The sequence below is a fragment of the Nonomuraea rosea genome, assembly GCF_039539705.1.
Classification (GTDB): Bacteria; Actinomycetota; Actinomycetes; order Streptosporangiales; family Streptosporangiaceae; genus Nonomuraea; species Nonomuraea rosea.
Genome location: NZ_BAABDQ010000007.1, coordinates 320,488 through 332,951, shown reverse-complemented (window position 1 = coordinate 332,951; position 12,464 = coordinate 320,488). Strand labels below are relative to the sequence as shown.

Annotated in this window: 10 protein-coding genes; all 10 read right to left on the bottom strand. The window is 70.7% G+C overall.

Annotated features, from left to right (window positions below):
* Positions 1 to 2: 2 nt before the first annotated feature.
* Positions 3 to 590, bottom strand: a complete 588-nt coding sequence (gmk, locus tag ABEA43_RS19955) for a guanylate kinase (protein ID WP_345563768.1) — start codon at positions 588 to 590, stop codon at positions 3 to 5.
* A gap of 121 nt (positions 591 to 711) precedes the next feature.
* The gene (gene mihF / locus ABEA43_RS19950; RefSeq protein ID WP_020541698.1) at positions 712 to 1,035 is read right to left on the bottom strand and encodes an integration host factor, actinobacterial type; all 324 of its coding nucleotides are present in this window, start codon (positions 1,033 to 1,035) and stop codon (positions 712 to 714) included.
* Positions 1,036 to 2,343: 1,308 nt separating this feature from the next.
* On the bottom strand, positions 2,344 to 3,039 hold the full coding sequence (gene pyrF / locus ABEA43_RS19945; protein WP_345563766.1) for an orotidine-5'-phosphate decarboxylase: 696 nt from the start codon (positions 3,037 to 3,039) through the stop codon (positions 2,344 to 2,346).
* A 118-nt stretch (positions 3,040 to 3,157) separates the two neighbouring features.
* Positions 3,158 to 4,135 carry a dihydroorotate dehydrogenase gene (locus tag ABEA43_RS19940; protein WP_345563765.1) on the bottom strand — a complete coding sequence of 326 codons (978 nt, stop codon included), beginning with the start codon at positions 4,133 to 4,135 and terminating at the stop codon, positions 3,158 to 3,160.
* Entirely contained in the window at positions 4,125 to 4,991 is an 867-nt protein-coding gene (locus ABEA43_RS19935; protein WP_425570311.1) for a dihydroorotate dehydrogenase electron transfer subunit, read from the bottom strand. The genes ABEA43_RS19940 and ABEA43_RS19935 overlap by 11 nt, the downstream gene beginning before the upstream one ends.
* Before the next feature lie 34 nt (positions 4,992 to 5,025).
* Positions 5,026 to 8,313: a carbamoyl-phosphate synthase large subunit gene (carB, locus tag ABEA43_RS19930; protein WP_345563762.1), complete on the bottom strand. Its 3,288-nt coding sequence runs from the start codon at positions 8,311 to 8,313 to the stop codon at positions 5,026 to 5,028.
* 3 nt (positions 8,314 to 8,316) lie between these two features.
* Positions 8,317 to 9,465, bottom strand: a complete 1,149-nt coding sequence (gene carA, locus ABEA43_RS19925; RefSeq protein ID WP_345563761.1) for a glutamine-hydrolyzing carbamoyl-phosphate synthase small subunit — start codon at positions 9,463 to 9,465, stop codon at positions 8,317 to 8,319.
* Positions 9,462 to 10,757, bottom strand: a complete 1,296-nt coding sequence (locus ABEA43_RS19920; RefSeq protein WP_345563760.1) for a dihydroorotase — start codon at positions 10,755 to 10,757, stop codon at positions 9,462 to 9,464. The genes carA and ABEA43_RS19920 overlap by 4 nt, the downstream gene beginning before the upstream one ends.
* Complete coding sequence (locus tag ABEA43_RS19915) at positions 10,754 to 11,671, bottom strand: aspartate carbamoyltransferase catalytic subunit (RefSeq protein WP_345563758.1); 918 nt, start codon at positions 11,669 to 11,671, stop codon at positions 10,754 to 10,756. Before ABEA43_RS19915 ends, ABEA43_RS19920 begins: the two co-directional genes overlap by 4 nt.
* On the bottom strand, positions 11,668 to 12,213 hold the full coding sequence (pyrR, locus tag ABEA43_RS19910) for a bifunctional pyr operon transcriptional regulator/uracil phosphoribosyltransferase PyrR (protein ID WP_345563756.1): 546 nt from the start codon (positions 12,211 to 12,213) through the stop codon (positions 11,668 to 11,670). Before pyrR ends, ABEA43_RS19915 begins: the two co-directional genes overlap by 4 nt.
* Positions 12,214 to 12,464 lie beyond the last annotated feature (251 nt).

Sequence of the window (12,464 nt, the reverse complement as noted above, 5' to 3'; positions counted from 1 at the left end):
TGTCAGACCTCTCGGTTGGTGGTTGTCGTGACCCCCTGAGGGTCAGTCATCAAGGCTATCAGCCGATGGCACACGTCTTGGACGCTCGTGTTCACCAGAGTGAGGTCGAATTCCGATTCTGCCGCCATCTCGATCCGTCCGGCCTCCAGCCGGCGCGCGATGACGTCCTCGGGCTCGGTGCCGCGACCGCGCAGCCGCTTCTCCAGCTCCTCCCACGTGGGCGGGGCCAGGAACACCAGCAGAGCGTCCGGCATGCTCCCGCGCACCTGCCTGGCGCCTTCGAGGTCGATCTCGAGCAGGGTGGGCACACCCGCGGCGAGATTTCTCAGCACGGGCTCGCGCGGCGTGCCGTAGCGGTTGCCCGCGAACTCCGCCCACTCGAGCAGCTCACCCGACTCCACGAGCCGGTCGAACTCCTCGCCGCCGACGAAGAAGTAGTGGACCCCGTTCACCTCGCCGGGCCGGGGCCTCCTGGTGGTCACCGAGACCGACAGCCACACCTGAGGGTGCGCCCGCCGGAGCTCGGCGACAACCGTGGACTTTCCGACGCCCGACGGCCCTGAAAGGACCGTCAGCCGCCGTTCGCTCAAGGGCGGGAAGCGGACCTCCGTCCCCGATCCGACTGCCTCGTGGGCACTGACTTCGCCGGACCAGGACCTGTCGGTCACTTCCTACCCCCCGTTGAACCTGCGCTTTCGTGTGGAACAGAGATTAGCTCTCGTTGCCACCGAACTCGCGCTCGAGGGATGCCCTCTGGTTCGCACCGAGACCCCGCACGCGGCGGGACTCGGCGATGGCAAGCCGCTCCATGAGCTGCTTGGCGCGGACCTTGCCCACGCCGGGGAGCGATTCCAACAGTGCCGACACCTTCATCTTGCCGATGACGTCGTCGGTCTGCCCATCCTTGAGCACCTCAGCCAGAGAAACCGCGCCATGCTTGAGCCGGTTCTTGACCTCGGCACGCTCTTTACGGGCCTTGGCAGCCTTTTCCAAAGCTGCGGCGCGCTGCTCAGGGGTCAGGGGAGGAAGAGCCACGCCGGGTCACCTCGAATTTCTGTCGATGTACTCGGACGGGAAGGGAAACTAGCTGGTCATCGGCCCCTAAGCAACGTCAAGAGCGGTTTCTCTCCTCACAAAATCCACTTCATCACTGTGCGTGATCGTAAAATCACATTGTGCTGATCAAATCGCCCTCACTTCGCGCTTCGCGCGTCGGCGCGCGACGGTGTCGCGAAACGCAACGATGATCACATTCCCGCCATCAGCCCATGTCCGAAATCCTGCCCTTACCTGGGCCGAAACCAAAATCCACAACGGCGCGCGACCGCTCCGGGAATGCATTATGATCTTGTGAGCGAGGCCCGCCTGGCCGGGATTCCGACACGCCTCCGTCATGGGCGCGTCCCGATCCCCTCCCGGCCTCATCCGCACGCCGTCCAAAGGAACGCGCCGAAGGCCATCCGGCAAACTCCGAACGTCGTCCGGCAACACTCAAACGCGGCCGGGAACTGTCGCCCCGATATTCAGCGATAAATCCCACTCGCGCCCCCGCAACACCCATTCGCCCACACGACCCAAGCCCGGCACGCTTCCTCCCGCCCGGCACCTTTCCCCAGAACGCCTCTCCGTCGGCACATCTCCCCTCGGGACGCTTCCGCCCGGTCGGCTTGGCGGCACCCAGGACGGCGAGGCGACATTCGGGAGTTCCGTCGTCCGGGAGTTTCGTCGCGTAACGGGCGACGCAGCGGCCCGCAAGTCTCACGCCCGCGATCACCGGAAGCCGAGTGCCGCCCGAGAGGGTCGCCCGAGCACCGCGCGAATGCCGCCGACCACGGATCACGACCGCACCACACCACACCAACCCGCCCAGGGCATGGCCACCTCCGGGCGCTGGTGGCCATGCGCTTCAGAGCGGCCCTGCGCCCCCGTGCAGGGCTGGGCGACCGCGTCGGAGGGAAGAGGGCTCCTGGGCCACGTCGGCGAGCGCGAGGGCCGCCTGACGAGCCTGACGAGCGCGTGCGCGGCGCCGGCCCACCTCAGGCCCTCCGACCAGGCCAGAGACGCAGACACGGGACGCGGGCGCGTGGCCAGTCGCCGTAGGGCGGCCGACCAGACCGTAGACGCGAACACCGGACGCGGGCGCGGGGGCAGGCGATCTCAGGAGCGCCGACCGGCCTGGGGACGCGGGCCGGGTTTCGCGTGACCACCGTCCAGGCCAAGCATGCGCGTCGTCACGGCGAGGACCCGTGAGCCTTCACGACCGGCCATGACAGATGGGAAGGGGCGTCGGCGCGTGCGGGTAACCCGGCCCGCCGTAAAGGCTAGGGAGGTTGTCGGCCGGAGTCAGGACACCTGGCGGCGGAGGGAGGCGGCGATGGCGGCGGCGGCCGCGCCCGGGTCTGGGGAGCCCGTGATGGGGCGGCCGATGACCAGCAGGTCCGCGCCGTCCGCCAGCGCCTGCTCCGGCGTGGCCACCCGCACCTGGTCCTGCGTGGCCGCCCCCGTCGGCCGCACCCCCGGCGTGATGAGCGTGATCCCCGGCCCGACCTCCGCCCGCACCACCGAGACCTCGTTCGGCGAGCACACCAGCGCCGTGGCCCCCGCCTCCACCGACAGGGCCGCCAGCCGGCGCACCGCCTCGTCGGCGGGCCCGGCGAGCCCGATGCGGCTCAGGTCGCCCTCCGTCAGCGACGTCAGGATCGTCACCGCCGCGATCTGCGTGTGCGGGGCGGACTCCACGGCCGCCCTGATCATGGCGGGCCCACCGGCCGCGTGCACCGTGAGGATGGCGGGCCGCAGACGCGACACCGCGCGGGCGGCGCCGGCGACGGTGTTGGGGATGTCGTGCAGCTTGAGGTCGAGGAACACCTGCACGCCGCTGGCCCCCCGCACGGAGGCGATCACGTCGGGGCCGTAGCGGAGGTAGAGCTCCAGTCCCACCTTGACCGTGCTGACGTGCGGCGTCACCAGGGCCGCCCAGCGGGCTGCGGTCTCCAGGTCGGGGGCGTCGAGTGCGACGGCGATGGGTGCGGGAGTCAAGACGTGCTCTCCTCAGGTTCGGGAGTCAGAAGATGCTCGGGTCGGACGGGCTCGGAAACGAGCCGGCGCAGGGCGGGCCTGGAGATCGGAGGATGCCCGGGTGCGGCGGGGTCAGGGGTCACGGGGCGATTTCCTCGGAGTCGACGAGCAGGTGCCGGGGCGCGCTCCCCGGCGGGCGGTGCGCCAGGCCGACGGCGTCGGCCAGCCGCTGGAAGCCGCGGGCCCTCAGGAGGTCCTCAAGCTCACGTTCGATGCGCAGGCAGGCGTAGGGGTCGTGGAACAGCGCCGTGCCCACTCCGACCACGCAGGCGCCCGCCAGGACGAGCTGGAACGCGTCCCTGCCGCTCATCACCCCGCCGATGCCGATCAGCGGCACCCCGGGGAGCGCGGCGTGGACCTGCCACACGCACCGTACGGCCAGCGGCAGGATGGCCGGCCCCGACAGCCCGCCGGTCACGGCCGCGAGCGAGGGCCGCAGCGCCTCGGTGTCGATGGCCATGCCGAGCGGATTGTTGATCATGGACAGCGCGTCGGCCCCCGCGTCCACGCAGGCGCGCGCGACGGACACGATGTCGGCCACGTCGGGCGCGAGCTTGGCGACGACCGGCACGTCGTAGCGCATGATGGAGCGCACCGAGGCGATCACCTCGGCCGCCGCGCTGCCCTCGCGGGCGAAGACCCGGCCGCGGTCCTCCATGTTCGGGCAGGAGAGGTTGACCTCCAGCGCGGTCACCCCGGGCGCGTCGGCGAGCCTGCGGGCCAGCTCGGAGTATTCGGCGACGGTGCCGCCGCCGATCGAGACGATGGTCTTGATGCCCCTCTGGGCCAGCCAGGGCAGCTCGCGCTCCAGGAAGGCGTCGATGCCCGGCCCCTGCAGCCCGACGGCGTTGAGCATGCCCGAGGGCGTCTCCGCCATGCGCGGCGTGGGCCGGCCCGCGCGCGGCGCCATGGTGATCGAGCGGGTGGTCAGCGCCCCCAGCCGGTGCAGGTCGAAGAACTGGGCCAGCTCCCGCCCGGAGGCGGCGCAGCCCGCGGCGGTGGTGATCGGGTTCGTCAGCTCCATGTGCGCCAGAAAAGTCCGCATATCAACCGACATGTCGTGCACCGCCTCCGGGGGCGCCGAGCGCGTCGAACGGGATCGTTCCCACGTCCTCGAAGCGCACTCGCTCCCCCCGGAAAACCGGGCCCTCGGCGCACGCCCTGACCATCCTGGTCACCCCGTCGTCTCCGATGACGGGCAGCACGCACGTCATGCACACCCCGATGCCGCAGGCCATCGACTCCTCGACCGCCACCTGCACCGGGATGTCGAACTCCATCGCCACCGCCGTCACCGCCCGCAGCGTCTCCATGGGCGCGCAGGCGTAGACGGCGTCGGCCCGCGTGTCGGCGATCACCGAGGGCAGCGCGTCGGTGACCTTGCCGCGCAGCCCGAGCGAGCCGTCCTCGGTCGTCAGCGTGGTCGTCTCGGCCATCCTGCGCGCCCGCATCGCCCCGAACACCCGCTCTGCCCCGGCCGCGCCCAGCACGAAGTCGACCCGGCAGCCTCGCTCCAGCAGCGCGTCGGCCAGCGGGAACAGCACGGCGGAGCCGTACTCGGCGCCGACGAGCACGCAGTTGACGGGGTCGCGCGGCAGCGGGAAGGGCCGCCCGAGCGGCCCGACCAGGTCGATCGTGTCACGGGCGCGCCGCTCGGCCAGCCAGGCCGTGCCCGGCCCGCCGGTGGTGAAGACCAGCTCGACCGTGCCGCCGTAGTCGGCCTTGACGTCGTGGATGGAGAACGCGCGCCGCGTCACCATCGACGTGTGCGCCCCGCCGACCGCGACGGAGACGAAGTGACCGGGGCGGTAACGCTCGGCGATGCCGGGCGCCACCACCGTCAGCGCATGGTAGGCATCGACCCGGCGCGTCGTCAGCACCGTGCCCGTCACCTGCACCGGAGTGCCGGCCAGTCGTCTTCACCTCCCGCCCCGGGGCGCTCCCGGGTCAGCCCCGCAGCGCCTGCGCGTGCTCCTGGAGCGACCGTACGCCGACGTCGCCGCGCACGATCGCCTGGATGCCCGCCGCCGCCGCGGCCAGCCCCGCGACCGTGGTGATGCACGGAATGCCGCGCAGCACGGCCGCGGTGCGGATGTCGTAGCCGTCGAGCCGCGGCCCGGACTGGCCGGGGCTGCCGAACGGCGTGTTGACGATCAGGTCGACCTCGCCGTCGAGAATGCACTGCACGCTCGTAGGCTCACCTCCGGGACCGGTCCCCTCGCTGTGCTTGCGCACGATCTTGGCATGGACGCCGTTGCGGCGCAGCACCTCGGCCGTTCCCTCGGTGGCGAGGATCTCGAACCCGAGATCCGCCAGTGCCTTCACAGGGAAGATCATCGCACGCTTGTCCCTGTTCGCCACGGACACGAACGCGCGTCCCTTGGTCGGCAGTTCGCCGTAGGCGGCCGCCTGGGACTTGGCGTACGCGATCCCGAAGAACTCGTCGATGCCCATGACCTCGCCCGTGGAGCGCATCTCGGGCCCGAGCACGGTGTCCACGCCGCGGAACCGGTTGAACGGCAGCACGGCTTCCTTGACCGCGATGGACGCGTCGAGCGGCAATGTCCCACCGTCTCCGGTAGCGGGCAGCATGCCCTCTTCCCGCAGGGAGGCGATCGACGCGCCGAGCATCACCCTGGCCGCCGCCTTGGCCAGCGGCACCGCCGTGGCCTTGGACACGAACGGCACCGTACGGCTCGCGCGCGGGTTGGCCTCCAGGACGTACAGGACGCCGGCCGACATCGCGTACTGGACGTTGAGCAGCCCGCGCACGCCCACCCCCGCGGCGATGGCCTCGGTGGCGGAGCGGATGCGCTTGATGTCGTGACTGCCGAGCGTGATGGGCGGCAGCGCGCACGAGGAGTCGCCGGAGTGGATGCCGGCCTCCTCGATGTGCTCCATGACGCCGCCGAGGTAGAGCTCCTCGCCGTCGTAGAGCGCGTCCACGTCGATCTCGATGGCCTCGTCGAGGAACTTGTCCACCAGCACCGGGTGGCCGCCCTCCTCGGCCGCCATGTACGTGGTGAGCGTCTCGTCGTCGTAGACGATGGCCATGCCGGCCCCGCCGAGCACGTAGGAGGGGCGGACGAGGACGGGGTAGCCGATCTCCTCGGCGATCTCCAGCGCCTCGGCCACGGTCAGCGCCGTGCCGTGCTTGGGCGCGGGCAGCCCGGCCTCGGCCAGCACCCGCCCGAACGCGCCGCGTTCCTCCGCCAGGTGGATCGATTCGGGCGAGGTGCCGACCACGGGCACGCCCGCGTCCTTCAGCGCCTGCGCCAGCCCGAGCGGCGTCTGCCCGCCGAGCTGCACGATCACGCCCACGACCGGGCCGGTCTGCTGCTCGGCGTGCACGACCTCCAGGACGTCCTCCAGAGTGAGCGGCTCGAAGTAGAGCCGGTCGGAGGTGTCGTAGTCGGTCGAGACGGTCTCCGGGTTGCAGTTGACCATGACTGTCTCGAACCCGGCCCTGGCCAGCTCGAACGAGGCGTGCACGCACGCGTAGTCGAACTCGATGCCCTGCCCGATCCGGTTGGGCCCGGAGCCGAGGATGATGACCTTCTGCCGCTCCCCGGTGGGGACCTCGCTCTCCTCGTCGTAGGTCGAGTAGAGGTACGGCGTCTTCGCGGCGAACTCGGCGGCGCAGGTGTCGACCGTGTTGTAGACCGGCCGCAGCCCGAGCGCGTGCCGCAGGTCGCGCACCCTGGCCTCGTCGATGCCGCGGATCTCGCCGATCTGCACGTCGCTGAACCCGTGGTGCTTGGCCCGCTCGAGCACCTCGGCGGTCAGCTCGGGCGCGTCGCCGACGGCCGCGGCCTCCTCGTCGAGCAGGTAGAGCTGGTCGAGGAACCAGGGGTCGACGTTCGTGGCCTCGAACAGCTCCTCGGCGGTCGCCCCCGCCCTGATGGCCTGCTGCATCGTGCGCAGCCGCCCGTCGTGCGGCGTGCGGCACGCGCCGAGCAGCTCCTCCTTCGGCCGGACCGGCCCGGCCCAGGTGAAGGAGGACTCCTTCTTCTCCAGCGACCGCAGTGCCTTCTGCAGCGCCTCGGGGAAGGAGCGGCCGATGGCCATGGCCTCGCCCACGGACTTCATGTGCGTGGTGAGCGTCTGGTCGGCGCCCTTGAACTTCTCGAAGGCGAACCTCGGCACCTTGACCACGATGTAGTCGAGCGTCGGCTCGAAGGAGGCCGGGGTCACCTTGGTGATGTCGTTGGGGATCTCGTCGAGGGTGTAGCCGATGGCCAGCTTGGCGGCGATCTTCGCGATCGGGAAGCCGGTCGCCTTGGAGGCCAGCGCGGAGGAGCGCGACACCCGCGGGTTCATCTCGATGACGATCATGCGGCCGGTGGCCGGGTTGACCGCGAACTGGATGTTGCAGCCGCCCGTGTCGACGCCGACCTCGCGGATGACCGCGATGGCGACGTCGCGCATGTTCTGGTATTCGCGGTCGGTCAGGGTCAGCGCGGGCGCGACGGTGACGCTGTCGCCGGTGTGCACGCCCATCGGGTCGATGTTCTCGATGGAGCAGACGATGACCACGTTGTCGTGCTTGTCGCGCATGACCTCGAGCTCGTACTCCTTCCAGCCGAGGATGGACTCCTCCAGGAGCACCTCGGTGGTCGGCGAGGCGTCGAGGCCGGCCCCGGCGATGCGCCGCAGGTCGGTCTCGTCGTAGGCGAAGCCGGAGCCGACCCCGCCCATGGTGAACGACGGCCGCACCACCAGCGGGTAGCCCAGCTCGCCCGCGGCGGCCACGCAGTCGTCCATCGTGTGGCAGATGATCGACAGGGCCGACTCGGCGTTGAACCCGTGCTCGCGGGCGACCTTGCCGACGATCTCCTTGAACCGCTCGCGGTTCTCCCCCGCCTGGATCGCGTCGAAGTCCGCGCCGATCAGCTCGACCTCGTACTTCTCCAGCGCGCCCGACTCGTGCAGCGCCACCGCCGTGTTGAGTGCGGTCTGGCCGCCCAGGGTGGGCAGCAGCGCGTCGGGGCGCTCCTTGGCGATGATCTTCTCGACGAACTCGGGGGTGATCGGCTCGACGTACGTGGCGTCGGCGAACTCGGGGTCCGTCATGATCGTCGCCGGGTTGCTGTTGACCAGGATGACGCGGAACCCCTCGTCCCGCAGCACCCGGCACGCCTGGGTGCCGGAGTAGTCGAACTCGCACGCCTGGCCGATCACGATCGGCCCCGACCCGATGACCAGGACGGACCTGATGTCCTCACGCTTGGGCACGGCTCAAGACCTCACAGAACTCGTCGAAATCGGACCCGGCGCGGCATCGTCCCGCACGGACGCCATCACCGAGCAGAACTCGTCGAAGAGGTAGGCGGCGTCGTGCGGACCGGCGGCTGCCTCGGGGTGGTACTGGACGCTGAAGGCCCGCCCGTCGAGCAGGCGCAGCCCCTCCACGCAGCGGTCGTTGAGGTTGACGTGGCTGACCTCGGCCGGCCCGTACGGGGTCTCGAACGGCCCGTCGAGCGACGCCTCCACCGCGAACCCGTGGTTGTGCGCCGAGATCTCGACCTTGCCCGTGCGCATGTCCTGGACCGGCTGGTTGACGCCCCGGTGGCCGTAGCGCAGCTTGTAGGTGGACAGGCCCAGGGCCCGGCCGAAGAGCTGGTTGCCGAAGCAGATGCCGAAGAACGGCACCCGGGCCTCCAGGACGCCACCCAGGGCCGACACGTCCGCCGTGGCGGGGTCGCCTGGCCCGTTGGAGAAGAACACGCCGTCGGGCTCGACCGCCATGATCTGCTCGTACGTGGCGTTCGCCGGCAGCACGTGCACCTCGCAGCCGCGCTCGGCCATCCGGTGCGGCGTCATGCCCTTGATGCCCAGGTCCACGGCCGCGACCGTGAAGCGCTTGGCCCCGATCGCGGGCACGACGTAGGGCTCGGCGGTGGCCACCTCGGCGGCCAGGTCGGCGCCCTCCATGCCGGGCGACCTGCGGACCCGCTCGACCAGCTCCTCGACCGGCTCGGACGGCGCGGTGAAGATGCCGGCGCGCATGGCGCCGCGCTCGCGCAGGTGGCGGGTGAGCGCGCGGGTGCCGGAGATGGCGATGCCGACGACGCCCTGCTCCTTGAGGTAGTCGTCCAGCGAGCGGTTGGCCCGCCAGTTGGAGACGACCCTGGACGGCTCGCGCACGACGTAGCCGGCGACCCAGACGCGGCCCGACTCGGAGTCCTCGTCGTTGACGCCGGTGTTGCCGATGTGGGGCGCCGTCATGGCGACGATCTGCCGGTGGTAGGACGGGTCCGTGAGGGTCTCCTGATAACCGGTCATGCCGGTGTTGAAGACCATCTCGCCGAACGTCTCGCCTTCGGCGCCGTAGGGAGATCCGTGGAAGACGCGGCCGTCTTCCAGGACGAGCACCGCGGTGTTCAAACCAGCTTCCCTTCGAGAGCGGTCGGCCTGCCGCGCAGGAACGTGGCGACGACCGCACCTGGCAACGTCATCCCCTCGTAGGGGGTGTTCCTGCTCTTGGACGCGAACGCGGCCGGGTCGACCTTGGTGCGTACGGACGGGTCGTACAACGTGATGTTGGCCGGAGCGCCCACCTCCAGCGGCTGCCCGTGGCCGCTCAGCAGGCCGATGCGCGCGGGCACCACGGACATGCGCTGGGCGACGCCCGCCCAGTCGAGCAGCCCGGTCTCGACCATGGCCTCCTGCACCACGCTGAGCGCGGTCTCCAGGCCCACCATGCCCATGGCCGCGGCCGACCACTCGGTCTCCTTGTCCTCGACCGGGTGGGGCGCGTGGTCGGTGGCGACGATGTCGATCGTGCCGTCGGCCAGCGCGGCGCGCAGCGACTCGACGTCAGCGTGGGTGCGCAGCGGCGGGTTGACCTTGTAGATCGGGTTGTAGGCGCCCACCGGCGAGTCCTCGACCAGGTCGTCGGTGAGCAGCAGGTGGTGCGGGGTCACCTCGGCGGTGATGTTCCAGCCCTTGGACTTGGCCCAGCGGATGATCTCCACCGAGCCCGCCGTGGAGACGTGGCAGATGTGCAGCCGGGAGCCGACGTGGGCGGCCAGCAGGCAGTCGCGGGCGATGATCGCCTCTTCGGCGACGGCCGGCCAGCCGGTCAGGCCGAGCCTGCCGGAGACGACGCCCTCGTTCATCTGGGCGCCGGCGGTGAGCCTGGGCTCCTGGGCGTGCTGGGCGACGACGCCGTCGAACGCCTTGACGTATTCCAGGGCGCGGCGCATCAGCACGGCGTCGTCCACGCACTTGCCGTCGTCGGAGAAGACGCGTACGCGGGCGGCCGAGTCGGCCATCGCGCCCAGCTCGGCGAGCTGCCTGCCCTCCAGGCCGACGGTGACGGCGCCCACCGGGTGCACGTCGCAGTGGCCGAACTCGCGGCCGAGCCGCCAGACCTGCTCGACCACGCCGGCGGTGTCGGCCACGGGCGAGGTGTTGGCCATGGCGTGCACGGCGGTGTAGCCGCCGCGGGCCGCCGACTGGGTGCCGGTCTGCACGGTCTCGGCGTCTTCCCTGCCGGGCTCGCGCAGGTGGGTGTGCAGGTCGACGAGGCCGGGCAGCGCGATGGCGCCGCGGCCGTCGACCGCGTCGCCCTCCGCGGAGGTCGTGCCGGCGGGGTCGATGGCGGTGATCACTCCGTTGCCGACGCGGATGTCGACCGGCTCACCGCCCAGGATCCTGACATTTCGAATGATCATGCGATTTCTCCCCCGAGGAGCAGGTACAAGACGGCCATGCGCACGGTCACCCCGTTGGCGACCTGCTCGACGATCGTGGACCGGGCGGAGTCGGCCACCTCGGCGGCGATCTCCATGCCCCGGTTCATCGGGCCCGGATGCATCACGATGGCCTCGTCGGGCATCTTGGCGAACCTGTCCCTGTCGAGCCCGTAGCGGCGGGAGTATTCGCGCTCGCTCGGGAAGTACGCGGCGTTCATCCGCTCCTTCTGCACCCGGAGCATCATCACCACGTCGGACTTGGGCAGGACCGCGTCGAGGTCGTAGGAGACCTCGCACGGCCAGGAGCCGATGGAGACGGGCACCAGCGTGGGCGGCGCGACCAGCGTGACCTCCGCGCCGAGCGTGTGCAGCAGCAGCACGTTGGAGCGGGCGACCCGGCTGTGCAGCACGTCGCCGACGATCGTGACCCTGCGCCCTTCGAGGTTGCCCAGGCGGCGGCGCATGGAGAAGGCGTCGAGCAGCGCCTGCGTGGGGTGCTCGTGGGTGCCGTCGCCGGCGTTGACGACGCTGCCGCGCACCCAGTTGGCCAGGCGGTGCGGCGCGCCGGAGGCGCTGTGGCGGATGACCACCGCGTCGGCGCCCATGGCCTCCAGGGTGAGCGCGGTGTCCTTGAGCGATTCGCCCTTGGACACGCTCGACCCCTTGGCCGAGAAGTTGATCACGTCCGCGGACAGCCGCTTGGCCGCCGCCTCGAACGAGATGCGGGTGCGGGTGGAGTCCTCGAAGAACAGGTTGACCACCGTGCGCCCGCGCAGGGTGGGCAGCTTCTTGATGGAACGTTCCGAGACCCTCGCCAGCTCCTCGGCGGTGTCGAGGATGAGCAGCGCGTCGTCCTTGGTGAGGTCGCCCGCGGAGATCAGATGACAGTTCACTGGGACTCCCCCTTCATGAGGAGCACGGCGTCGCGCCCGTCGATCTCCTGCAGATAGACCTTGACCTTCTCGCTCTTGGCCGTCGGAAGGTTTTTCCCGACGTAGTCGGCGCGGATGGGCAGCTCGCGGTGGCCGCGGTCGACCAGCGTGGCGAGCTGCACGGCGGTGGGGCGGCCGAGGTCGTTGAGCGCGTCGAGGGCGGCGCGCACGGTGCGGCCGGAGTAGAGGACGTCGTCCACGAGGACGACCACCTTGCCGTCGATGCCGTCAGGCGGCAGCTCGGTGCGGCCCAGCGGCCTGGCCGGCTTGAGCCTCAGGTCGTCGCGGTACATCGTGATGTCGATCGAGCCGACGGGGATCTTGACGCCTTCGAACTGCTCGATGCGGTCACCGAGTCTGCGGGCCAGCGTGGCGCCACGGGTCGGGATGCCGAGGAGGACGACGTCACCGGCGCCCTTGGTGCGTTCGAGGATCTCGTGCGCGATCCGGGTCAGCGCCCGATGGATGTCCGGGGCCTCTAGCACGGCCCGGGGGTCGGACATGGCGAATCTCACCACCTTTCCCGCCTCACAGGACGGGTCTTAAAAGGGTGTTGGTCGGGACACACAGTACCAGGGGCTACCAGGAACAATGCGAGCAGGCCCGCGTGGCGGGACCGCCACGCGCAATCCTCGCACCCGCCCCGCCCCTATTCCGCGCGACCCCGTGTCAACACGCTCCGCGCAGGGCACGTCACCCCAGGTCGCGCGCTGTGAAGGGGGCGGCCGCCGCGCGTACGGCCGGGCGTGACGCC

Excerpts from the sequence above, each read along its gene's own strand:
- ABEA43_RS19940 (WP_345563765.1), bottom strand. The coding sequence starts at position 4,135 with ATGTCGGTTGATATGCGGACTTTTCTGGCGCACATGGAGCTGACGAAC.
- ABEA43_RS19920 (WP_345563760.1), bottom strand. The coding sequence starts at position 10,757 with ATGATCATTCGAAATGTCAGGATCCTGGGCGGTGAGCCGGTCGACATC.
- pyrR (WP_345563756.1), bottom strand. The coding sequence starts at position 12,213 with ATGTCCGACCCCCGGGCCGTGCTAGAGGCCCCGGACATCCATCGGGCG.